The sequence below is a fragment of the Pseudescherichia sp. genome (genome assembly GCF_031998825.1).
GTDB lineage: Bacteria > Pseudomonadota > Gammaproteobacteria > Enterobacterales > Enterobacteriaceae > Pseudescherichia.
In genome coordinates this window covers 1-21,802 of record NZ_DAMACX010000057.1, presented here as the reverse complement: position 1 = coordinate 21,802, position 21,802 = coordinate 1, and the positions used below count along the sequence as shown (strand labels likewise).

Genomic DNA, 21,802 nt, shown 5'->3' with positions numbered 1-21,802 from the left:
GCAACGTTATCCTCCCTGGTGCTGGCGATAATCTCGCAGACCGTGAAACAACAGTGTAGCTGTCATCTCAGAGAAGATGGTGCATCCGGGAGGATTCGAACCTCCGACCGCTCGGTTCGTAGCCGAGTACTCTATCCAGCTGAGCTACGGATGCAAATGGCGGTGAGGCGGGGATTCGAACCCCGGATGCAGCTTTTGACCGCATACTCCCTTAGCAGGGGAGCGCCTTCAGCCTCTCGGCCACCTCACCAACACGCCTCTTGCGAGTGCTTCGAAGAACTTGTTTTCGCTCTTCGTCGCTGCGTTGGCGCACATATTACTTTCTGGGACTTATAAGTCAAACAATTTTTCCCACCCCTGATTCGTTTGCACACTTCGCAAACAATTTGCGCTGAAAAGGATCAAAAAGAGTGTTTTATCAGCAGAATCCTTGCCGTAGCGCAGCGTAAAGAAAGAGAGCAGAGAAATGAAAATGTCATGCAAAAGGGGGAGAATGAGAAAGAAGAGTGAAAAAAGCGGGCTGAAAAGAGCCGCGTCTCGCCAGACGGCGAGACGCGATGATATCAGTAGCTGGACTGTTGTGATTTTTCAGCCTGGATACGCTGGTAGATCTCTTCACGATGAACAGATACTTCTTTAGGGGCGTTCACGCCAATGCGAACCTGGTTGCCCTTAACCCCTAAAACTGTCACGGTGACCTCGTCCCCAATCATGAGGGTTTCACCAACTCGACGAGTCAGAATCAGCATTCTTTGCTCCTTGAAAGATTAAAAGAGTCGGGTCTCTTGTATCCCGGCATTATCCATCATATAACGCCAAAAAGTAAGCGATGACAAACACGTAAAGTGTAAGCAGTCACGGCATCACATTCTGTTAAACGTAAGTTTAGCCGATATACACAACTTCAACCTGACTTTATCGTTATCAATAGCGTAGTGGCAAGTACGCCATAACCCAGGGGCTATGGCGTCTGCGTTCGCTTTGTTTGTTATTACAGTTTTGCGCTTACCCAGCCTTTCACGCTGGCTAATGCCGCAGGCAGCGCGGCTGCGTCCGTACCGCCGGCCTGGGCCATATCCGGACGTCCACCGCCTTTACCACCAACCTGCTGGGCAACCATACCAATCAGCTCCCCTGCCTTCACGCGGTCGGTCACCTCTTTTGAGACCCCCGCAATCAGAGAAACCTTACCCTCTGCTACCGTGGCGAGAACGATAACCGCAGAACCGAGCTGGTTCTTCAGATCGTCAACCATGGTGCGCAGCATCTTCGGCTCGACGCCCGCCAGCTCGCTTACCAGCAGCTTCACGCCGTTAATCTCTTCTGCTTTATCGGAGATGTTCGCACTCTCCTGCGCCGCCTGCTGCGCTTTCAGCTGCTGCAGCTCTTTCTCCAGCTGGCGGGTTTTGTCCAGAACGGTGCGCACTTTGTCGCCCAGGTTCTGGCTGTCACCCTTCAGCAGCTGGGCAATATCCTGCAGCTGATCGCTCTGTGTATGGAGGCTGGCAATGGCATTCTCACCGGTAACGGCCTCGATGCGGCGAACGCCTGCTGCCGTGCCGGATTCAGACACGATGCGGAACAGACCAATATCACCGGTGCGGGAGGCATGAGTACCGCCACACAGCTCGGTAGAGAAGTCGCCCATGCTCAGCACGCGTACGCGCTCGTCATACTTCTCGCCAAACAGCGCCATAGCGCCTTTGGCCCGGGCGTCTTCCAGATCCATAATCTGGGTTTCGATCGGCAGGTTACGACGGATCTGGGCGTTAACCAGATCTTCTACCGCGCGGATCTCCGCAGGCTTCATCGCCTCAAAATGGGAGAAGTCAAAGCGCAGCACCTTGTCGTTCACCAGCGAGCCTTTCTGCGCTACGTGGGTACCCAGCACTTCGCGCAGCGCGGCGTGCATCAGGTGCGTCGCAGAGTGGTTCAGACGGATACGTTCGCGGCGGGCTTCATCTACCTCGGCCTTAACGCCGTCGCCCACTTTCAGGGAGCCGGATGCCAGCTTGCCCTGATGACCAATCGCCTGGCCATACTTCTGGGTATCGGTCACGGTAAAGGTGAAGCCGTTACCTTTCAGCTCGCCCTTGTCGCCCACCTGGCCGCCGGATTCCGCGTAGAACGGCGTCGCGTCAAGAATGACTACTGCCTCTTGCCCTGCGCCAATGGTGTCGACGGACTGGCCTTCGACAAACAGCGCGGTCACCTTGCTGGTCAGCTCCAGGCTATCGTAGCCTTTGAATTCGGATGCGCCTTCAACGCGGATCATCGCGTTGTAGTCTGCGCCAAAGCCGCTGGATTCACGGGCGCGGTTGCGCTGCGCTTCCATCGCGGCGTTAAAGCCTTTCTCATCCACGTTGATGCCACGCTCGCGGCAGACGTCGGCGGTGAGATCCACCGGGAAGCCGTAGGTGTCATACAGACGGAAGGCGGTCTCACCGTCCAGCGTATCGCCGGTCAGCTTCGCCAGCTCTTCGTCGAGCAGCGCCAGACCACGCTCCAGCGTACGGGCAAACTGCTCTTCTTCAGTTTTCAGGGTCTGCTCAACCTGCGCCTGCTGGCTCTTCAGCTCTTCGCCTGCTGCACCCATCACGTCGATTAGCGGCGCAACCAGCTTGTAGAAGAAGGCCTCTTTCGCGCCGAGCATGTTGCCATGACGAACCGCGCGACGAATGATGCGGCGCAGCACGTAGCCACGGCCTTCGTTCGACGGCAGCACGCCGTCGGCGAGCAGGAACGCACAGGAGCGGATATGGTCGGCGATCACGCGCAGGGATTTGTTGTTCAGATCGGTTGCACCGGTCACTTTCGCCACGGCAGCGATCAGATCGCGGAACAGGTCAATCTCATAGTTTGAGTTGACGTGCTGCAATACCGCCGCAATACGCTCGAGGCCCATACCGGTATCTACCGACGGCTTCGGCAGCGGCTCCATGGTGCCATCGGCCTGGCGGTTGAACTGCATGAAGACGATGTTCCAGATCTCAATATAGCGATCGCCGTCTTCGTCCGGGCTGCCCGGAGGACCGCCAGCGATATGTGCGCCGTGGTCAAAGAAAATCTCGGTGCATGGGCCGCACGGGCCGGTGTCGCCCATCTGCCAGAAGTTATCAGAAGCGTAGGCACCGCCTTTGTTATCCCCAATGCGGATGATACGTTCGCGCGGGATACCTACCTCTTTTTCCCAGATTTCGTAAGCTTCGTCGTCGGTTTCATAGACGGTTACCCACAGGCGATCTTTCGGCAGGTTGAACCAGTTCTCACCGGTCAGCAGTTCCCATGCGTACTGGATAGCATCGTGTTTGAAATAGTCGCCAAAGCTGAAGTTACCCAGCATTTCGAAGAAGGTGTGATGGCGCGCGGTGTAACCGACGTTTTCCAGATCGTTGTGTTTACCGCCCGCACGCACGCAGCGCTGCGCGGTAGTTGCGCGGGAATAATTACGCTTGTCGAGACCAAGGAAAACATCCTTGAACTGGTTCATCCCGGCGTTGGTAAACAGCAGAGTTGGATCGTTGTTGGGTACCAGGGAGCTGCTTGCAACAACCTGATGACCTTTACTATGGAAAAAATCGAGAAACGCCTGACGGATCTCAGCGGTGCTCTTGCTCATAATTATCCTGAAATCAAGCTAACGAAATGTCGTAGCGGACGTTTCTCCCTGTTACAGGCAACGACCAGCTACTGGAAAAAGTGGGAATAAGATAAGTTTTCTTGACTGCGAAGTAAAATCCCGTATGCAGCCAGGCCGTAAAATTTCACCAAAGTTCTTTAATATCCTCCATCAGGAACCCCCGATAGAGTAAAAACCGCTGTACTTTCACCTTCTCAGCAAAGACCGCTGGCAGCGGATCGCCATACTTGCGCTGCGCCTGCTCGCGGGCGATCTCAATCCAGTCGATGTCGCATTCGCGCATCGCCTCCTCTGCCGTTTCCCGATCGATTCCCTTCTGGGTCAGCTCCTGGCGAATGCGGGCCGGGCCATAGCCCTTGCGGCCACGGCTGGCGATAAACTGGCGGGCGAAGCGGGCGTCGTCGAGATAGCGGTTTTCATAGCACCAGTTCACCACGTTATTAATATCGTCTTCAGTAGCGTCTACCGGCTCAGGTCCGGTTTTGGTTATCACCGGGGCGGTCAGCTTGCGGCGGAACTCCTTTTCGCTGTGGTCGCGCATGCCAAGGATGCGCATGGCGCGATCGAGCAAGCGGGCATAGGCGGAGCGGCGGGGCGAGGTATCTGTCATGGCACACCTGCTGGATGGATAGATAGCAAAAAGGGCTGCATCGGCAGCCCTTGTTCATCACGTCAGATTATTAAAAATCTTCGTTGGTCTCTTTCGCGTTAACGTCATTGTCGTCAACGGTGAAGTCCGGTTTGGTGTCCGGGTTCGTGAGCAGAATTTCACGAATCTTCGTCTCGATCTCTTTCGCGGTAGCCGGGTTCTCTTTCAGCCAGGTGGTCGCATTCGCTTTACCCTGACCAATTTTCTCACCGTTGTAGCTATACCATGCGCCCGCTTTTTCGATCAGCTTCTCTTTCACGCCCAGGTCAACCAGCTCGCCGTAGAAGTTGATACCTTCGCCGTAGAGGATCTGGAACTCAGCCTGTTTGAACGGTGCAGCGATTTTGTTTTTCACCACTTTCACGCGGGTTTCGCTACCGACCACGTTATCGCCCTCTTTCACCGCGCCGATACGGCGGATGTCGAGACGCACGGAGGCGTAGAATTTCAGCGCGTTACCGCCGGTGGTGGTTTCCGGGTTACCGAACATCACACCAATCTTCATACGGATCTGGTTGATGAAGATCAGCAGGGTGTTGGACTGCTTCAGGTTACCCGCCAGCTTACGCATCGCCTGGCTCATCATACGTGCCGCGAGGCCCATGTGAGAGTCACCGATCTCGCCTTCGATCTCGGCTTTCGGGGTCAGTGCCGCAACGGAGTCAACGACCAGCACGTCAACCGCGCCGGAGCGCGCCAGCGCGTCACAGATCTCGAGTGCCTGCTCACCGGTATCCGGCTGGGAGCAGAGCAGGTTATCGATATCAACGCCCAGCTTGCGCGCGTACACAGGGTCAAGCGCGTGCTCTGCATCGATAAAGGCACAGGTTTTACCCGCGCGCTGCGCAGCAGCGATAACCTGCAGCGTCAGGGTCGTTTTACCCGAGGACTCCGGCCCGTAGATCTCTACGATACGGCCCATTGGCAGGCCGCCCGCACCAAGGGCGATATCCAGCGAAAGCGAACCGGTGGAGATCGTTTCTACGTCCATAGTACGGTCTTCACCCAGGCGCATGATGGAGCCTTTACCGAATTGCTTTTCGATCTGGCCCAGTGCTGCCGCCAACGCTTTCTGTTTGTTTTCGTCGATAGCCATTATTACTCCTGTCATGCCGGGTAAAGCAGGTGATGCTCGCCGGGGATTACTGTTTTGTTGCGCTCATTATACTGTATACGCATACAGTATCAAGCTCTTTGTAGAAAATGTTGCCACAGGGTTTGCAGGGCATACGCGGTGGCCTGACGACGCACGTTTTCACGGTCGCCAGCGAAGCACTCCCGCCGTGTGATCCCCTCTCCCGCCGCGCTGGCGAAGCCAAACCAGACCGTGCCCACCGGCTTGCTTTCGCTGCCGCCGTCGGGGCCAGCGATGCCGCTAATCGATACCGCATAGGTCGCACGGGCAGCCTTAATCGCACCGATCGCCATCTCAACTACCACTGGCTCACTCACTGCGCCATGCTGGGCCAGCGTCTCGGGTTTAACGCCGATCATCTGCGCCTTGGCTTCATTAGAATAGGTGACAAACCCCCGTTCAAACCAGGCGGAGCTGCCGGCAACATCGGTAATGGCTTTGGCTACCCAGCCGCCGGTACAGGACTCGGCCGTGGTCACGGTTGCGCCGCGCGCCTTCAGCGCCTGGCCTATGCGCTCGCTCAGCTGCATCAATTCACTGTCAGTCATAACCGCTCCGTAAACGGCTGAAATGAGAGAGATAAGATAGCACTTTCTCTCTTAATATGGGGACGAAGGCGGGATTTTACGAGGCCGATTCAGAAAAAAGGCCAGCGTGCGCTGGCCTCAACTTACTTCATGCTGTTAGCAATGGTTTCGACGTTGTGACGAAACGCGTTGACGTAAGTATCCGCCTCGCCGCCCTGTGGGCTAAGCGCCTCAGGGTAAAGCTCCCCGCCGGGCTGTGCGCCGGTGGCGCTGGCGATCTGCTTCACCAGTCGTGGGTCAAGCTGATTCTCCAGGAACCAGGTTTTGACGCCGTCAGCTTTGATCTGCTGGATGAGCGCGGCCACCTTCGCCGCGCTGGCCTCGCTCTCGGAGGAGATGCCCTGCGGAGCCATAAACTGTACGCCATAGGCGCGGCCAAAGTAGCCAAAGGCGTCATGGCTGGTGAGCACCCTGCGTTTCCCTTCCGGAATGCTGCTAAAGCGATTTTTCGCCCAGATATCGAGCTGCTGGAGCTGAGCAATATAGCGCTGGCCGCTGGCGTTCAGCGCTGCGGCATCTTGCGGATCGGCCTTCACCAGCGCCGCCAGAATATTCTGTGCATAACGCACTCCGTTAGCCGCGCTGTTCCATGCGTGGGGATCGGTTACCGTCTCGCCATCTTCGTTAAGGGTATGGGTCTCTACCCCCTGCGAAGCCACCACCAGCGGACCGTGAAACCCGGAGGCGGTTACCAGCCGATCCAGCCAGCCTTCAAGGCCTAAGCCGTTGACCACCACCACGTCCGCTTTTGCCAGCGCAGCGCTCTCTTTTGGCGATGGCTCAAAGGTGTGCGGATCGCCGTCCGGCCCCACCAGCGTCGTCACCTTAACGTGCTCGCCGCCAATCTGGGTCACCATATCCCCGAGAATCGAAAAGCTGGCGACGACGTTCAGCGTTTTTGCCATCGCCCCCTGCGCCATCATGCCCAGCGTTAGCGCCAGAACTACCCCTGTACGTTTCATCTATTTTCCTCTTTTAATTAAAAAACGCGCGCAGGCCGTCTGCGAGCCTGCTGCGCGTGCCACATAAAACCGAGATAAAAAAGAGCAGGCTGGCGGTGAGGACAATCGCTGGCCCGGCGGGCAGTCCCGCTGACCAGGAGAGGCTCAGCCCCAGCCAGGCGCTGAGCGCGCCACCGAGAGCCGCCAGCAGCAATAGCCCGGGCAGCGTTCGTGCCCAGCAGCGGGCAGCCACGGCGGGGAGCATCATCACGCCGACCGCCATCAGCGTGCCGAGTACCTGAAAACCGGCCACCAGATTAAGCACCAGCAGCGCAAGGAACAGCCCGTGCAGCAGCGACGGCAGGCGACGGGCATTCACTTCCAGAAAGGCGCTGTCAAAGGCTTCGCTTACCAGCCCGCGATAGCAGAGCGCAAGAGAGAGCAGCGTCAGGCTCGCCACGCCGCAGACAAACCAGGCAGAGTTGCTATCGACTGCCAAAATAGAGCCAAACAGCAGATGCAGCAGATCGACGCTGGAGCCGCGTAGCGAGACCAGCGTGACGCCCAGCGCTAACGAGCCGAGGTAGAATCCGGCGAAGCTGGCATCCTCCCGCAACGGCGTGCGGCGGCTGACCAGGCCAGCGATCAGCGCCACGGCGATCCCGGCGATAAAGCCCCCGATGGTCATGGCCAGCAGCGACATGCCGCTCAGCAGGTAGCCCACCGCCACGCCGGGAAGAATGGCATGCGACAGCGCATCACCCATCAGGCTCATGCGCCGCAGCAGCAAAAAGACGCCCAGCGCGGTGGTGCTCACCGACAGGGCCAGGCAGACCACCAGGGCCCGGCGCATGAAGCCAAACTCAATAAAGGGCAGGAAAAGGTGATGCCAGATCATACTGCCCCCGCCGTTATGCCCCAGTAAGCAATATCCGCATCCAGCCGCAGCGTTTGCGGGAAGTAGCGTGCTACCCGTTCGCTGTCGTGCAGCACCGCCAGCACGGTCTGTCCTTGCTGGTGCATATCGACCATCACCTCCATCAGCAGCTGGCTGGTGCTCTCATCAATGCCGGTAAAGGGTTCATCCAGCATCACCAGCGGGGCCTCCTGCACCAGCACCCTGGCGAAAAGCATGCGCTGAAACTGGCCGCCAGAGAGCTGGTCAATCGTCGCGTTGGCAAGGGCAAGCAGGCCGACACGTTCAAGAGCCGATGCCACACGCCGACGGGCGCTGCGCCCCAGTCCGGAGAAGAGACTGGTGCGCGGCCAGCAGCCCATGCTTACCACGTCTCGCACCGTGACGGGAAAATCTGACTGCAGGGCATGACGCTGCGCCAGCCAGCCGATTGTGGGACGCGACCTGTGCCACGTCTGGATGCCGCTCACCGCCGGTAAAAAACCCGCAAGGGTCTTTAGCAGGGTTGATTTGCCACAGCCGTTCGCACCGACTATGGCCGTCATGCTGCCCTGTTCAACGACGCCGCACAGCGTCGGCGTCACGCCTTTTCCGCCGTAGCCTGCCACCAGATGATCGAGCGTTATCATGGCAGTGCCACCGCCCAGAGCGTGAAGGCCCACAGCAGAGCCATAAGCAAGGCGGCCATAGCCAGCCGCAGCGGCGCGGAGAGGGAGAAGATCGAGCGGGAAACCATGAAGACACCTGAATCGTTAGTTTTGTATGTTATAACATAACAATAACCAAGCGAGGCGCTGATGTAAACAGGGGCAAAAAATGGAGTGCGTCAAAATGTTACAGGCCCCCTCCCGCAGGAGGGGGAAAAAAGATTACTGCACGCGCGCCAGCGATACCGCCTGGCCCAGCTGCCAGACCGCCATTGCATAGTGAGTACTCGCGTTATAGCGGGTGATGGTGTAGAAGTTCGGCAGGCCGTACCAGTATTCGTAGCCGGTACCAATATCAAGACGCAGCAGGCTCACCTGCTGATGGTTGCCCACCGGCTGCTGCGGCGTCAGGCCCGCGGCGACCAGCTGCGACACGCTGTATTTGGTTTTAAAGCCGTTCGCCAGGCCAGGCGCCTGGCCGCTAGCCGGGATCGCAACCGGATCGCCCTTCACCCAGCCATTAGCCTTGAAGTAGTTCGCCACGCTGCCGATGGCGTCAACCGGATCCCACAGGTTAATGTGCCCGTCGCCGTTAAAGTCGACCGCCAGTTTTTTATAGGATGAGGGCATAAACTGCCCGTAACCCATCGCCCCGGCAAAGGAGCCTTTCAGCTCCAGCGGATCGTCCTGCTCATCGCGCGCCATCAGCAGGAAGGTCTCCAGCTCGCTGGAGAAGTACTCGGCGCGGCGCGGATAGTTAAACGACAGGGTCGCCAGCGCATCCAGAATGCGGGTTTTACCCATCACGCGGCCCCAGCGGGTCTCGACGCCAATAATGCCAACGATAATTTCGGGCGGGACGCCGTAGACCTGCCAGGCGCGGTTGAGAGCGTCTTCATACTGGTTCCAGAATGCGACACCGTTCTGCACGTTGTCCGGGGTAATAAACTGCTTCTTGTAGCGCAGCCATGCGCCATTCGGGCCGACAGGCGCGGGTCCGGTAGGTGCCTGGCGATCCATCAGGCGCAGGACGTAATCGAGACGTTTGGCCTGGGATAAAATTTCATGCAGCTGCTGGGGATCGAAACCATGCTTGCTGACCATTTTGTTGATGAACTGCTCTGCCGCAGGGTTATTGGCAAAGTCGCCGCCTGACATGGTGACGTTATGCTGTGGCTGAAGCAGGAAACCGCCAGACGGCGTGCCAGCCGTTTGCTGGACAGCTTCGGGCTTTGGTTTGCTACTACTACAGGCGGACAGCAAAATAAGCGCAGGTAACAGCGCTGCATAACGACGCTTGAACATGAGACATCCATTTTACGGGTTCGGTAAGAACCCAGTATGGTAAAGCATCCCTGACACCTCAAGGAAGTGGTACTCACCTCCCCCGCCCAATCTTTACGCTCCCCTACGCAAATCCGTAATTTTTTCAGCTATGAAATATTCATCCTGATAAAAAAACTTTCAAAATAATCATTTTTTCTTTCATTGTGAGATCTAATTAACACTTTAAAATCTTTCAAAGTGATTATCATTAGCCACAATTGTACAAAGACAAAAAGCCCACAGGAGAGAAGAATGATAGAAACCATCACCCACGGTGCCGAGTGGTTCATCGGGCTGTTTCAGAAAGGCGGAGAGGTGTTTACCGGCATGGTGACCGGGATCCTGCCCCTGCTGATCAGCCTGCTGGTGATCATGAACGCGCTGATTAACTTCATCGGCCAGCAGCGTATCGAGCGCTTCGCCCAGCGCTGTGCCGGGAACCCGCTATCCCGCTACCTGGTTCTGCCCTGCATCGGTACCTTTGTTTTCTGCAACCCAATGACTTTAAGCCTTGGCCGTTTTATGCCAGAGAAGTACAAACCGAGTTACTACGCAGCTGCCTCTTACAGCTGCCACTCAATGAACGGCCTGTTCCCGCATATCAATCCCGGCGAGCTGTTTGTCTACCTTGGCATAGCCAGCGGCCTGACCACGCTAGGTCTGCCGCTTGGCCCGCTAGCGGTAAGCTATCTGCTAGTTGGTCTGGTCACTAACTTTTTCCGCGGCTGGGCCACTGACCTCACCACCACCATTTTCGAGAAAAAAATGGGCATCCAGCTTGAACAAAAAGTCCATCTTTCAGGAGCCACAGCATGAGCCGTATTCGCATTGAAAAAGGAACGGGCGGCTGGGGTGGCCCGCTGGAGTTCGAGGCCGCTGAAGGCAAAAAAATCGTTTACATCACCGCAGGCACGCGCCCGGCGATTGTCGATAGACTGCAAGAGTTGACCGGCTGGGAAGCGGTCGATGGCTTTAAAGAGGGCGAACCGCCGGAAGCCGAAATCGGCGTGGCGGTAATCGACTGCGGCGGCACCCTGCGCTGCGGTATTTACCCCAAGCGTCGTATCCCGACCGTCAATATTCACTCAACCGGCAAATCTGGCCCGCTGGCGCAGTATATCGTGGAAGATATTTATGTTTCCGGCGTGAAGGAAGACAACATTACTCTTGTGGATGGCTCACCGATACCGCAAAAAGCTGCCCCGCGTGATTACGATACCAGCAAGAAAATTACCGAACAGAGTGACGGCCTGCTGGCGAAGGTTGGCATGGGCATGGGCTCCGCCGTGGCGGTGCTGTTCCAGTCCGGGCGCGACACTATCGACACCGTCCTGAAAACCATTCTGCCGTTTATGGCGTTTGTCTCGGCGCTGATCGGCATCATCATGGCATCCGGTCTGGGTGACTGGATTGCCCACGGCCTCGCCCCGCTCGCCAGCCACCCGCTCGGGCTGGTAACCCTGGCGCTGATCTGCTCCTTCCCGCTGCTGTCGCCGTTCCTCGGCCCTGGCGCGGTGATTGCGCAGGTGATCGGTGTGCTGATTGGCGTACAGATTGGCCTGGGCCATATCCCACCTCATCTCGCCCTGCCCGCCCTGTTTGCTATTAACGCCCAGGCGGCGTGCGACTTCATACCCGTTGGGCTGTCGCTTGCCGAAGCGCGCCAGGACACCGTACGCGTTGGCGTGCCGTCGGTACTGGTAAGTCGTTTCCTGACGGGCGCACCGACGGTGCTGATTGCCTGGTTTGTCTCCGGCTTTATTTATCAATAAGAGGTTCCTGCGATGACCATTATTTACCAAACCACCATTACCCGTATCGGCCAGAGCGCGGCCGATGCCCTCAGCGACCAGATGCTGATTACTTTCCGAGAAGGCGCCCCCGCGGATATCGAAGAGTTTTGCTTTATCCACTGTCATGGCGAACTAAACGGTGAGCTGAAGGCTGGCAGCCAGCTGGAGCTGGGTGAAGCGCGCTATGCCGTCACCGCCGTCGGCGATGTGGCCGAGCAAAACCTGCGCGAGCTGGGTCACATCACCCTGCGTTTCGATGGCCAGCCGCAGGCGGAATACCCCGGTACGGTTCATGTGGATGGCCCGGTTCCGCAGGCTGTGACCCCAGGCTGCACATTAAAATTTGTTGCGTAATTGAAGGAGAGAGATATGAGTCAGGTTGCCGTTGTCATTGGTGGGGGACAAACCTTAGGCGAGTTCCTCTGCCGTGGGCTTGCCGCAGAGGGTTACCGCGTGGCGGTAGTGGATATTCAGAGTGAAAAAGCCGCCCGCGTGGCGGATACCATTAACACCGAATTCGGTGAAGGGATGGCGTACGGTTTCGGTGCTGATGCCACCAGCGAGCAGAGCGTAATAGCGCTCTCCCGCGGCGTAGACGAGATTTTTGGTCGTACCGATCTGCTGGTTTACAGCGCCGGGATTGCAAAAGCAGCGTTTATTAGCGACTTCGAGCTGGGCGACTTCGATCGCTCGCTACAGGTGAACCTGGTGGGCTATTTCCTCTGCGCCCGTGAATTTTCCCGCCTGATGATCCGGGACAATATTCAGGGACGCATTATTCAGATCAACTCGAAATCGGGCAAAGTAGGCAGCAAACATAACTCCGGTTACAGCGCGGCCAAGTTTGGCGGCGTAGGGCTGACGCAGTCTCTGGCCCTGGATCTGGCTGAATACGGTATCACCGTGCACTCGTTAATGCTCGGCAACCTGCTGAAGTCGCCGATGTTCCAGTCTCTGCTGCCGCAATATGCCGCCAAACTGGGCATTAACGCCGACGAAGTGGAGCAGTACTACATCGACAAGGTGCCGCTTAAGCGCGGATGCGACTATCAGGATGTGCTGAACATGCTGCTGTTTTACGCCAGCCCGAAAGCCTCTTACTGCACCGGGCAGTCGATCAACGTGACCGGCGGACAGGTCATGTTCTGATCGCGCATCAACGCCCGGTGGCGCTGCGCTTACCGGGCCTACCCCCCGTAGCAACTAAGGAGCTGATATGGTCACCGCATTAATCACCGTCGCTGCTATCGCCTGGATCTGCCAGATGGCGTTTGGCGGCTGGCAAATTCACCAGTTCAACCGCGCGTTCGATGGCCTGTGTCAGAAAGGTCGCGTGGGGGTCGGGCGCTCCGGCGGACGCTTTAAACCACGCGTGGTGGTGGCGATTGCGCTGGATGAACAGAACAATGTCTGTGATTCACTCATCATGCGCGGTATGACGGTGTTTGCTCGACCGAGAAAAATCAAGGCCATTAACGGCATGTCATTGCAGGAATTGCAGCCTGATGTGATCTTTCCCAATGATTCACTCTGTCAGAATGCATTATCATTAGCGCTCAAACTGAAACATGGGTAATTTCGTTGTGAACGCTATAAGCTTGCGAAATTATCATTTCGCAACCTAAGGAACGAAGCGCCTATGAAACCTCGTCAGCGGCAGGCGGCCATTCTTGAGCATCTGCAAAAGCAGGGAAAAAGCTCGGTAGAAGAGCTGGCCCACTACTTTGACACCACCGGCACGACAATACGCAAGGACCTGGTACTGCTCGAAAACTCTGGCGCAGTCATTCGAACCTACGGCGGAGTGGTGCTCAATAAAGATGAGGCCGATCCGCCTATCGATCACAAAACGTTAATCAATACGCACCAGAAAGCGCTGATTGCCGAAGCCGCCGTGAAATTTATCCACGATGGCGACTCCATCATCCTTGATGCGGGCAGCACCGTCCTGCAAATGATCCCGATGCTTAGCCGCTTTAACAACATTACGGTGATGACCAACAGCCTGCATATCGTCAATGCCCTGGCAGAATTTGACAGTGAACAAACCATTCTGATGCCCGGCGGCACCTTCCGGAAAAAATCGGCCTCGTTTCACGGCCAACTGGCGGAGAACGCTTTTGACCACTTCAGCTTTGATAAACTTTTTATGGGCACCGACGGCATCGACCTGAACGCAGGCGTTACCACGTTCAATGAGGTGTTCAGCGTGAGTAAAGCCATGTGCAACGCCGCGCGCGAGGTGATCCTGATGGCAGACTCCTCAAAGTTTGGCCGTAAAAGCCCCAATATTGTCTGTAGCCTCGAAAGTGTCGATAAGCTGATTACCGACGCGGGTATCGACCCGGCGTTCAAAAAAGCGCTGGGAGAGAAAGGGATCGAGGTCATCGTAACCGGAGTAAGAGATGAGTGATTTTCTGTTAGACACAGGCCGCCAGACGCTAATGCTGGAGCTACAGGAGGCCAGCCGCCTGCCAGAACGTCTGGGCGATGATTTTGTTCGCGCCGCCAACACCATTATCAACTGCGAAGGCAAAGTGATTGTGGCGGGTATTGGGAAATCCGGCCATATCGGTAAGAAGATCGCCGCCACCTTTGCCAGCACCGGTACGCCTGCCTTCTTTGTTCATCCCGCCGAAGCGCTGCATGGCGACCTGGGGATGATCGAAAGCCGTGACGTGATGCTTTTTATCTCCTATTCCGGTTCGGCCAAAGAGCTGGACCTCATCATCCCGCGCCTGGAGGAGAAATCGGTCGCCCTGCTGGCGATGACTGGAAAATCCCGCTCGCCGCTGGCGCTGGCAGCCAAAGCGGTACTGGATATTTCCGTTGAGCGTGAGGCCTGCCCGATGCACCTCGCCCCAACCTCCAGCACCGTGAATACCCTGATGATGGGCGACGCGCTGGCGATGGCGGTGATGCAGGCGCGCGGTTTCAATGAAGAGGATTTTGCCCGCTCCCACCCTGCGGGCGCGCTCGGCGCCCGGCTGCTTAATAAAGTGCACCACCTGATGCGCACCGACGATGCCATACCGCAGGTCACACTCGACGCCAGCGTGATGGATGCCATGCTGGAGCTGAGCCGCACAGGGCTGGGGCTGGTCGCCGTATGTGAAGAAAACGGTCAGGTTAAAGGGGTCTTTACTGACGGCGACCTGCGCCGCTGGCTGGTAGGTGGCGGCAAACTGGAATCGCGAGTAAAGGAAGCGATGACTCAAGGTGGGCTAACGCTGAATGCCGATAGCCGCGCCGTTGAGGCCAAAGAGGTGCTGATGAAACGTAAAGTCACCGCCGCCCCGGTGGTGGATGAACACGGTAGGCTGTGCGGTGCGATCAACCTACAGAATTTCTATCAGGCCGGGATTATTTAACGCTTCAAGCCCAGCCGCTTCGCCAGCCGGTGCAGGTTGGCGACGTCCATCTCCAGCGCCCGGGCGCAGGCGGCCCAGCTCTGGTTATGCTGCGCCAGCGTCTGGCGGATAGCCTGACGCTGAAAATCCTCCGTCGCCTCGCGCAGGTTTCTGCCCGGCACGGACGGCGCGGCCTCGGGCACCTGCGGCAGAGGCGCATCGGCAAAGGCAAAGTGCTGCGCCTCCAGTATGACCTCATCCCCTGCCCGTGCGGCACGCGCCAGCACCACGGCGCGGTGGATGGCGTGCTCCAGCTCGCGCACGTTGCCCGGCCAGCCATACTGTAGCAGCTGCGAACGCGCTCCGCTGCTTAATAGCACCTGCGCAAGGCCAAAGCGCTGCCGACACTGCTCGCAGAAGTATCCCGCCAGCAGCACCACGTCCTCACCGCGCTCACGCAGCGGCGGCACCGCCAGTGGAAAGACGCTCAGGCGATGAAACAGATCGGCACGAAAGCGCCCGGCCAGCACCTCTTCTCGCAGATCGCGGTTGGTGGCCGCCAGCACCCGGACGTTGACCCGCAGGCTGCGGTCGTCTCCGACGCGCTGAATATCGCCATACTGCAATACGCGCAGCAGCTTGGCCTGCAATGCCAGCGACAGCTCACCAATCTCATCGAGGAACAGCGTGCCGTTATCGGCCATCTCAAACTTACCGCTGCGGTTGCTGATCGCCCCGGTAAATGCCCCTTTGACGTGACCAAACAGCTCGCTCTCTGCCACGCTCTCCGGCAGCGCCGCGCAGTTAAGATAGACCAGCGGCTGGTCTGCACGCGGAGAGCCTTCATGGATAGCCTTCGCCACCAGCTCTTTGCCGGTGCCGGTCTCGCCGCTAATCAACACGTTCAAATCCGAGGCGGCAACAATGTCGATCTCCTTTTTCAGCTGCGTCATGCCCGGCGACAGGCCAATCATCCGGGTGGTGGTCACCGGCTCGAAGATCGCGGGCGCGCCCGGGAGCATGTTCTGGCTCTCCAGCTGCTCAATCAACAGGGCGTTATTGAGCGCTCCCGCCGCCAGGGCAGCAATCAGCCGCAGCTCCTCGTCGCTGAAGTTATCGAAGCGATCCGGCGACATGCCATCGAGAGTCAGCGCGCCAATCAGGTGCTGCCCGGCAAACAGCGGCAGACCGATGCAGGCGTGCACCTTCAGCGCCTCCTGGCCCGGAATGAGGCCATCGTAGGGATCGGGCAGATCGCTATCGGCCGGGAAACGCACCACGTCCCCTGCCCTGGCAATGGCCTCCAGCCGGGGATGCCCTTCCAGAGTAAAACGCCGCCCCAGCACGTCCGGGGCCAGGCCGTCGATAGCCAAGGGAATAAACTCCCGTGCGCTGTAGCGCAGCAGCGCCGAGGCGTCGCAGCCTAAGACCTGGCGCAGGGTAGCAATTAGCCGCTGAAAGCGATCCTGGTGGCCGATACCGCTTTGCAGCTCAATGGCGATCCCCGCTAAAACCTCAACTGAAAAACTCATCTCTGCCTCGCTGTCATTTTGACAATTTATAGTGTCATATTGACAACAGCAACGATAGTCATAATGACTACCTATCTGGAGTTACCTTCTAATTATTAATATAAATTTCAGTGACTTAAATAATTGGCACGCAACTTGATATAAGCAAAGCATCTGAGTCAAATATGCTTTATTCACATTGAGGTTGCTATGTCTATTCTGGTTAAAAATAACATTCATTGGGTTGGCCAACGTGACTGGGAAGTTCGTGATTTCCACGGCACCGAATATAAAACGCTGCGCGGCAGCAGCTACAACAGCTATCTCATTCGCGAAGGCAAAAACGTGCTGATCGATACCGTCGATCACAAATTCAGCCGCGAGTTCGTGCAGAACCTGCGCAGCGAGATCGACCTCAACGCCATCGACTACATCATCATTAACCATGCCGAAGAGGACCACGCGGGTGCGCTGACCGAGCTGATGTCCCATATTCCGAATACGCCGATCTACTGCACCACCAACGCCATCGACTCCATTAACGGCCACCACCACCATCCGGAGTGGAACTTCCATACCGTGAAGACCGGCGATACGTTAGATATCGGCAACGGCAAGCAGCTGATCTTCGTTGAAACTCCCATGCTGCACTGGCCGGACAGCATGATGACCTACATGACCGGTGACGCGGTGCTGTTCAGCAACGATGCCTTCGGCCAGCACTACTGCGACGAGCGCCTGTTCAACGATGAAGTGGATCAGGGCGAGCTCTTTGAGCAGTGCCAGCGCTACTACGCCAACATCCTGACGCCGTTTAGCCGCCTGGTGACGCCAAAAATCACCGAAATCCTCGGCTTTAACCTGCCGGTGGATATGATTGCGACCTCTCACGGCGTGGTGTGGCGTGAAAATCCGACCCAAATTGTTGAGCTGTATCTGAAGTGGGCGGCGGACTATCAGGAAGACCGCATCACCATCTTCTACGACACCATGTCAAACAATACCCGCATGATGGCAGACGCCATTGCCCAGGGGATCAACGAAGTCGATCCCAACGTGGCGGTGAAAATTTTCAACGTGGCGCGCAGCGATAAAAACGAGGTATTAACCAACGTCTTCCGCTCTAAAGGCGTGCTGGTGGGCACCTCCACCATGAACAACGTGATGATGCCGAAAATTGCCGGTCTGGTAGAGGAGATGACCGGCCTGCGCTTCCGCAACAAACGCGCCAGCGCCTTTGGCTCCCACGGCTGGAGCGGCGGCGCGGTAGACCGCCTCTCTACGCGTCTTCAGGATGCCGGTTTTGAGATGTCCCTGAGCCTGAAGGCGAAATGGCGTCCCGATATTGATGCGCTGGAAATTTGCCGCCAGCATGGCCGTGACATCGCACGTCAGTGGGCGCTTACTCCGTTGCCTGTCGCTGCACCTGCGGCCGCAACGACGCCGGAAGCCAGCCCCTGTGCAACTGCCACCGATTTGGGGCCGAGCATGCAGTGCAGCGTCTGCCAGTGGATCTACGATCCAGCGAAAGGCGAGCCGATGCAGGACGTTGCCCCTGGAACGCCATGGTGCGATGTGCCGGACAACTTCCTCTGCCCGGAATGTTCCCTGGGGAAAGAGGTCTTTGATGAACTGGCAACGGAGGTCAAATGAACCACGGCATCGTGATTATTGGCTCGGGCTTTGCCGCCCGCCAGCTGGTAAAAAACATCCGCAAGCTTGATGCGAACGTGCCGCTGACGCTGATTGCAGCCGATAGCATCGACGAATACAACAAACCGGACTTAAGCCACGTTATCAGCCAGGGCCAGCGTGCAGACGACCTCATCCGCCAGACGGCGGGTGAGTTTGCCGAACAGTTTAATCTGCGGCTGTTTCCCTGGACTTGGGTAACCGATATTGACGCCGCCGCGCAGGTGGTGAAAGCGGGAGAACGATCCTGGCCGTACGATAAGCTGGTGCTGGCGACGGGCGCATCCGCCTTTGTGCCGCCGGTTGAGGGACGCGAGCTGATGCTTACCCTCAATAGCCAGCGGGAGTATTACGCCTGTGAAACCGCGCTTCGCGACGCGCAGCGAGTGATGATTGTCGGCAGCGGTCTGATTGGCACCGAGCTGGCGATGGATTTTTGCCGCGCTGGCAAAGCGGTGACTCTCATTGACCAGGCGGCCAGCATTCTGCCGATGCTGATGCCGCCAGAAGTAAGCAGTCGCTTACAGCATCGCCTGACCGATATGGGCGTGCAGCTGCTGTTGAAATCGCAGCTGCAACGCCTGGAGAAAACTCCTGACGGTATCCGCGTTCAGCTGGATCGCAGCCGCAGTGTTGAAGTGGATGCGGTGGTGGCTGCCACCGGCCTGCGGGCGGAAACCGCGCTGGCACAGCGCGCCGGAGCTGCAACGCATCGCGGGGTGAAGGTCGACAGCTACCTGCAAACCACGCAGCCGGATATCTATGCGCTTGGCGACTGCGCGGAGATCAACGACAGCGTGCTGCCGTTCCTCCAGCCGATTCAGCTCAGCGCCATGTACCTGGCGAAAAACCTGCTCGGTGCCCGCGTTCCGCTTACGCTGCCCGCGATGCTGGTCAAGGTCAAAACCCCTGAGTTGCCCCTACAGCTGGCGGGCGAGTCCGGACGGCGCGATCTGCGCTGGCAGATGGAAACCAGCGCTGAAGGAATGGTCGCTCAGGGGTTTGATGCAGGTGGTCAGCTCTGCGCCTTTGCGATTAGCGAGGATCGCATGAAAAAGGCGTTTACTCTGCTGAAGCAGCTCCCGCCAGCGAGTCATAACCCCGCACCCGGTAGTTAACGATCGAGGCTAGCCAGCAGAAAACAAAAATCGCCACCACGATGAAACCGGCGTCGCCGAGGTTGTCGTTCAGGGTGGCGATGGCGTCCCACACGCCGCCGCTCAGCGTGAACTTATCCACCAGCAGCCCCAGCGCTTCCAGCCCGCCGATAAACAGCGCCACCACCACTGACGTACCGGTGATGGTCATGTTGTAGTAGAGCTTGCGCTGGGGTTTAGCAAAGGCCCAGCCGTAGGCGTTGACCATCAGCAGATTATCCAGCGAGTCCACCAGCGCCATGCCGCTGGCAAACAGCGCCGGGAAGACCATAATCGACCAGATTGAGATGCCGTTAGAGGCGCTGGCGGCAGAGATCCCCAGCACGCCAATCTCCGTTGCGGTATCGAAGCCCAGGCCAAAGAGAAAGCCTACCAGATACATGTGCCAGCTCCTGCCCACCAGGCGAAAGGCGGCGCTAAACAGCCAGTGCATCACCCCACCCGGCGTAGCGCTTTCAGCATCCACCGGCTTACCCTGCTTCAGGGCCTGGAAGCTGCGCCATACGCCGCGCAAAATCACCAGATTCACCAGCGCCATTGCCAGCAGAAAGATAGCCGACACCGCCGTGCCAATCATGCCGCCCGTTTCGTGAAACCATGCCATCCGGTGCTGAAACGCCGCTGCCGTGGCGGCAATGGCCACAGAGGCCAGCACAACGATGCTGGAATGGCCCAGCGAGAACCAGGCGCCAACGCCAAACGGGCGTTTGCCCTGCTGCATCATTTTGCGCGTCACGTTATCAATGGCGGCAATATGATCCGCATCGACCGCGTGGCGCAGCCCGTAGCCCCAGGCCAGCAGGCTGGCGGCCATCAACGCCGGGCTGCTGGCAAAGGCGTGCCACGCCCAGCCCCAGGCCAGCAGGTTAGCCATCACCAGCCCCAGCATCAGCAGCGCCGCACGCGGCTCGCTGCGTAAAACTCGCATCAACATTATCAGATTCCTTATTTATAAAAGTCTGGCGGCGGCGATGGCCGCCTGCCCAAAGGCAATGGCTCCGTCTCCCGCAGGCAGCCTGCGAGGAAACAGCAGCGTAAAATCGTGCAGATAGATGTTCAGGCGGGCACGCAGGAGTCGGTTATGGATCACCCCGCCGCTAAAGCAGAGGGTGCGGATCCCATGCGCATCGGCATGCTGCCGCATCAGCTCAGCCAGGCCCTGAGCCAGCGCGTCATGAAAAGCCCACGCCCGCTCGTGCGGTTCCGCCTGCCAGCCCAGCAATTGCTGCCAGAAGCGCGCCAGGTCGAGCCCGCCCTCATGCAGCGGCAGGGTGAGCGGATGCGCTACGCCAGCGCAGCGTTCGGCCAGCGCCTCCAGCCGACAGGCCGCCTCCCCTTCATAGCTCAGGGTCTCCGGGGCGCAGCCCAGCGCGCAGGCTACGGCGTCAAACAGCCGTCCGCAGGAGGAGGCCAGCGGCGCGTTAATGCTGCGGTCGATTGCCCGCGCCAGCAGCAGCCAGTTATGCGCCTGTACTGGCTGGGTTTCAGGGTAGCGCTGCCACTCGGGAACAAACGCCAGGCAGTGGGCCAGCAGGTTCCGCCAGGGCTGCTGCGCGGCCAGATCGCCACCGGGGAGCGCCACGGCGGGCAGCCCGCCCAGATGTTCACACTCACGATAGTTCACCCGCAGGCACTCCCCGCCCCACAGCGCGCCATCGGCTCCCATGCCGATGCCGTCCAGCGTCAGGGCGATAACGTCCCCGCCCGTCAGCGGCCAGCCGTGTTCGGCCAGGCAGGCCGCCGCATGGGCATGGTGATGCAGCACCTGCGTGACCGGCAGCCCGCTCTCTTCTGCCCACTGGCTGGATCGGTAACCCGGATGGGCATCGCAGACAATCTGGCGAGGAGAGAAGTTGTAGATAGACTGCATCAGATCCAGCGCCTGTCGCCACTGCGCCTCGACGCCCTCATCGCCGAGATCGCCGAAGTGCTGGCTCATCACCGCCTGCCCGCCGCGCACCAGGCAGAAGGTATTTTTCATGTCCGCGCCCATGCAGAGCAGCGGCGGCACGTCAGTAAAGCCCGGCGGCAGCGGCAGCGCGTCCGGCACGAAACCCCGCGAGCGCCGGAGCACTTCCCCGTCGGGCCGCATGACCGAGTCGTCCATCCGCTGGACGATATCGCGGTTATGCAGCAGGAAACCGTCGGCGATGGCGGCGAGATCCCGCTGCGCCTCGTCGTTGCTTAACGCCGGCGGCTTACCGCTGAGGTTGCCGGAAGTCATCACCAGCGGGCGGTTGAGGCGCTGCATCATCCACCAGCACCACCGGCGCGGCGGGAGTCTCCAGCGCCGCACGGGCCGCGTCAGGAAGGTGCTGCGCACCGGCGATCATTACCGCCAGCGGCTTGGCAGGACGCCGCTTGCGCAGCCGCAGACGCGCCACCGCCTGCAAGCTACGCGCGTCGCAGGCAAGATGAAAGCCGCCGAGGCCCTTCACCGCCACGATGCCGCCTGCAT

General features: G+C 58.5%; 20 protein-coding genes, 2 tRNA genes and 1 pseudogene. 9 read left to right on the top strand and 14 right to left on the bottom strand.

Annotation, left to right across the window (positions count from 1 at the left end):
* Positions 1 to 77 precede the first annotated feature (77 nt).
* The 11 genes from RTP97_RS18790 to mltB form a co-directional block, all read right to left on the bottom strand.
* Positions 78 to 154, bottom strand: a tRNA-Arg gene (locus tag RTP97_RS18790).
* Positions 155 to 157: 3 nt separating this feature from the next.
* A tRNA-Ser gene (locus RTP97_RS18785) sits at positions 158 to 250 on the bottom strand.
* A 313-nt stretch (positions 251 to 563) separates the two neighbouring features.
* A complete protein-coding gene (gene csrA / locus RTP97_RS18780; protein WP_000906486.1) occupies positions 564 to 749 on the bottom strand; it encodes a carbon storage regulator CsrA in 186 nt (61 codons plus the stop codon).
* Positions 750 to 991: 242 nt separating this feature from the next.
* Entirely contained in the window at positions 992 to 3,619 is a 2,628-nt protein-coding gene (gene alaS, locus RTP97_RS18775) for an alanine--tRNA ligase (protein ID WP_312416363.1), read from the bottom strand.
* A 145-nt stretch (positions 3,620 to 3,764) separates the two neighbouring features.
* Positions 3,765 to 4,250 (bottom strand): recombination regulator RecX, encoded by a 486-nt coding sequence (gene recX, locus RTP97_RS18770; protein WP_312416360.1) that lies wholly within the window; start codon positions 4,248 to 4,250, stop codon positions 3,765 to 3,767.
* A gap of 70 nt (positions 4,251 to 4,320) precedes the next feature.
* Positions 4,321 to 5,385, bottom strand: a complete 1,065-nt coding sequence (gene recA / locus RTP97_RS18765; protein ID WP_238081141.1) for a recombinase RecA — start codon at positions 5,383 to 5,385, stop codon at positions 4,321 to 4,323.
* 89 nt (positions 5,386 to 5,474) lie between these two features.
* Positions 5,475 to 5,972, bottom strand: coding sequence for a nicotinamide-nucleotide amidase (pncC, locus tag RTP97_RS18760; protein WP_312213591.1), 498 nt, complete (start codon positions 5,970 to 5,972; stop codon positions 5,475 to 5,477).
* Between the two features lie 122 nt (positions 5,973 to 6,094).
* The gene (locus RTP97_RS18755) at positions 6,095 to 6,973 is read right to left on the bottom strand and encodes a metal ABC transporter substrate-binding protein (RefSeq protein ID WP_312416355.1); all 879 of its coding nucleotides are present in this window, start codon (positions 6,971 to 6,973) and stop codon (positions 6,095 to 6,097) included.
* A gap of 13 nt (positions 6,974 to 6,986) precedes the next feature.
* Positions 6,987 to 7,850 carry a metal ABC transporter permease gene (locus RTP97_RS18750; protein ID WP_312416352.1) on the bottom strand — a complete coding sequence of 288 codons (864 nt, stop codon included), beginning with the start codon at positions 7,848 to 7,850 and terminating at the stop codon, positions 6,987 to 6,989.
* Positions 7,847 to 8,497 (bottom strand): metal ABC transporter ATP-binding protein, encoded by a 651-nt coding sequence (locus RTP97_RS18745; protein ID WP_312416350.1) that lies wholly within the window; start codon positions 8,495 to 8,497, stop codon positions 7,847 to 7,849. Before RTP97_RS18745 ends, RTP97_RS18750 begins: the two co-directional genes overlap by 4 nt.
* Before the next feature lie 240 nt (positions 8,498 to 8,737).
* The gene (mltB, locus tag RTP97_RS18740) at positions 8,738 to 9,820 is read right to left on the bottom strand and encodes a lytic murein transglycosylase B (RefSeq protein ID WP_312416348.1); all 1,083 of its coding nucleotides are present in this window, start codon (positions 9,818 to 9,820) and stop codon (positions 8,738 to 8,740) included.
* 273 nt (positions 9,821 to 10,093) lie between these two features.
* Between mltB and srlA the strand changes: the two genes are divergently transcribed.
* The 7 genes from srlA to gutQ all read left to right on the top strand — a co-directional run bounded on the left by srlA (position 10,094) and on the right by gutQ (position 15,005).
* Positions 10,094 to 10,657 (top strand): PTS glucitol/sorbitol transporter subunit IIC, encoded by a 564-nt coding sequence (gene srlA, locus RTP97_RS18735; RefSeq protein WP_312416346.1) that lies wholly within the window; start codon positions 10,094 to 10,096, stop codon positions 10,655 to 10,657.
* Positions 10,654 to 11,613, top strand: a complete 960-nt coding sequence (locus tag RTP97_RS18730) for a PTS glucitol/sorbitol transporter subunit IIB (RefSeq protein WP_312416343.1) — start codon at positions 10,654 to 10,656, stop codon at positions 11,611 to 11,613. The genes srlA and RTP97_RS18730 overlap by 4 nt, the downstream gene beginning before the upstream one ends.
* Before the next feature lie 12 nt (positions 11,614 to 11,625).
* The gene (gene srlB, locus RTP97_RS18725) at positions 11,626 to 11,988 is read left to right on the top strand and encodes a PTS glucitol/sorbitol transporter subunit IIA (protein ID WP_312416341.1); all 363 of its coding nucleotides are present in this window, start codon (positions 11,626 to 11,628) and stop codon (positions 11,986 to 11,988) included.
* 15 nt (positions 11,989 to 12,003) lie between these two features.
* Entirely contained in the window at positions 12,004 to 12,783 is a 780-nt protein-coding gene (srlD, locus tag RTP97_RS18720; RefSeq protein WP_312416340.1) for a sorbitol-6-phosphate dehydrogenase, read from the top strand.
* A gap of 67 nt (positions 12,784 to 12,850) precedes the next feature.
* Positions 12,851 to 13,210 (top strand): transcriptional regulator GutM, encoded by a 360-nt coding sequence (gutM, locus tag RTP97_RS18715; RefSeq protein WP_312416339.1) that lies wholly within the window; start codon positions 12,851 to 12,853, stop codon positions 13,208 to 13,210.
* Positions 13,211 to 13,273: 63 nt separating this feature from the next.
* Complete coding sequence (locus RTP97_RS18710; protein WP_312416337.1) at positions 13,274 to 14,047, top strand: DNA-binding transcriptional repressor; 774 nt, start codon at positions 13,274 to 13,276, stop codon at positions 14,045 to 14,047.
* Positions 14,040 to 15,005 (top strand): arabinose-5-phosphate isomerase GutQ, encoded by a 966-nt coding sequence (gutQ, locus tag RTP97_RS18705; RefSeq protein WP_312416336.1) that lies wholly within the window; start codon positions 14,040 to 14,042, stop codon positions 15,003 to 15,005. The genes RTP97_RS18710 and gutQ overlap by 8 nt, the downstream gene beginning before the upstream one ends.
* On the opposite strand, the gene norR is transcribed toward gutQ, so the two are convergent.
* On the bottom strand, positions 15,002 to 16,516 hold the full coding sequence (norR, locus tag RTP97_RS18700; RefSeq protein ID WP_312416334.1) for a nitric oxide reductase transcriptional regulator NorR: 1,515 nt from the start codon (positions 16,514 to 16,516) through the stop codon (positions 15,002 to 15,004). The genes gutQ and norR overlap by 4 nt on opposite strands.
* A 189-nt stretch (positions 16,517 to 16,705) precedes the next feature.
* Here norR and norV point away from each other — a divergent pair, with 189 nt between their 5' ends.
* On the top strand, positions 16,706 to 18,148 hold the full coding sequence (gene norV / locus RTP97_RS18695) for an anaerobic nitric oxide reductase flavorubredoxin (protein ID WP_312416332.1): 1,443 nt from the start codon (positions 16,706 to 16,708) through the stop codon (positions 18,146 to 18,148).
* Positions 18,145 to 19,305 carry an NADH:flavorubredoxin reductase NorW gene (norW, locus tag RTP97_RS18690; RefSeq protein WP_312416330.1) on the top strand — a complete coding sequence of 387 codons (1,161 nt, stop codon included), beginning with the start codon at positions 18,145 to 18,147 and terminating at the stop codon, positions 19,303 to 19,305. Before norV ends, norW begins: the two co-directional genes overlap by 4 nt.
* On the opposite strand, the gene RTP97_RS18685 is transcribed toward norW, so the two are convergent.
* A complete protein-coding gene (locus RTP97_RS18685) occupies positions 19,250 to 20,278 on the bottom strand; it encodes a HoxN/HupN/NixA family nickel/cobalt transporter (protein WP_312416329.1) in 1,029 nt (342 codons plus the stop codon). The genes norW and RTP97_RS18685 overlap by 56 nt on opposite strands.
* Before the next feature lie 15 nt (positions 20,279 to 20,293).
* Positions 20,294 to 21,782 (bottom strand): annotated as a pseudogene (gene hypF, locus RTP97_RS18680) (carbamoyltransferase HypF).
* Between the last annotated feature and the right edge of the window lie 20 nt (positions 21,783 to 21,802).

Excerpts from the sequence above, each read along its gene's own strand:
- RTP97_RS18730 (WP_312416343.1), top strand. The coding sequence starts at position 10,654 with ATGAGCCGTATTCGCATTGAAAAAGGAACGGGCGGCTGGGGTGGCCCG.
- alaS (WP_312416363.1), bottom strand. The coding sequence starts at position 3,619 with ATGAGCAAGAGCACCGCTGAGATCCGTCAGGCGTTTCTCGATTTTTTC.
- csrA (WP_000906486.1), bottom strand. The coding sequence starts at position 749 with ATGCTGATTCTGACTCGTCGAGTTGGTGAAACCCTCATGATTGGGGAC.
- recA (WP_238081141.1), bottom strand. The coding sequence starts at position 5,385 with ATGGCTATCGACGAAAACAAACAGAAAGCGTTGGCGGCAGCACTGGGC.
- recX (WP_312416360.1), bottom strand. The coding sequence starts at position 4,250 with ATGACAGATACCTCGCCCCGCCGCTCCGCCTATGCCCGCTTGCTCGAT.
- mltB (WP_312416348.1), bottom strand. The coding sequence starts at position 9,820 with ATGTTCAAGCGTCGTTATGCAGCGCTGTTACCTGCGCTTATTTTGCTG.
- RTP97_RS18685 (WP_312416329.1), bottom strand. The coding sequence starts at position 20,278 with ATGTTGATGCGAGTTTTACGCAGCGAGCCGCGTGCGGCGCTGCTGATG.
- gutM (WP_312416339.1), top strand. The coding sequence starts at position 12,851 with ATGGTCACCGCATTAATCACCGTCGCTGCTATCGCCTGGATCTGCCAG.
- norV (WP_312416332.1), top strand. The coding sequence starts at position 16,706 with ATGTCTATTCTGGTTAAAAATAACATTCATTGGGTTGGCCAACGTGAC.
- RTP97_RS18710 (WP_312416337.1), top strand. The coding sequence starts at position 13,274 with ATGAAACCTCGTCAGCGGCAGGCGGCCATTCTTGAGCATCTGCAAAAG.
- RTP97_RS18745 (WP_312416350.1), bottom strand. The coding sequence starts at position 8,497 with ATGATAACGCTCGATCATCTGGTGGCAGGCTACGGCGGAAAAGGCGTG.
- norW (WP_312416330.1), top strand. The coding sequence starts at position 18,145 with ATGAACCACGGCATCGTGATTATTGGCTCGGGCTTTGCCGCCCGCCAG.
- srlB (WP_312416341.1), top strand. The coding sequence starts at position 11,626 with ATGACCATTATTTACCAAACCACCATTACCCGTATCGGCCAGAGCGCG.
- RTP97_RS18755 (WP_312416355.1), bottom strand. The coding sequence starts at position 6,973 with ATGAAACGTACAGGGGTAGTTCTGGCGCTAACGCTGGGCATGATGGCG.
- norR (WP_312416334.1), bottom strand. The coding sequence starts at position 16,516 with ATGAGTTTTTCAGTTGAGGTTTTAGCGGGGATCGCCATTGAGCTGCAA.
- srlA (WP_312416346.1), top strand. The coding sequence starts at position 10,094 with ATGATAGAAACCATCACCCACGGTGCCGAGTGGTTCATCGGGCTGTTT.
- RTP97_RS18750 (WP_312416352.1), bottom strand. The coding sequence starts at position 7,850 with ATGATCTGGCATCACCTTTTCCTGCCCTTTATTGAGTTTGGCTTCATG.
- pncC (WP_312213591.1), bottom strand. The coding sequence starts at position 5,972 with ATGACTGACAGTGAATTGATGCAGCTGAGCGAGCGCATAGGCCAGGCG.
- gutQ (WP_312416336.1), top strand. The coding sequence starts at position 14,040 with ATGAGTGATTTTCTGTTAGACACAGGCCGCCAGACGCTAATGCTGGAG.
- srlD (WP_312416340.1), top strand. The coding sequence starts at position 12,004 with ATGAGTCAGGTTGCCGTTGTCATTGGTGGGGGACAAACCTTAGGCGAG.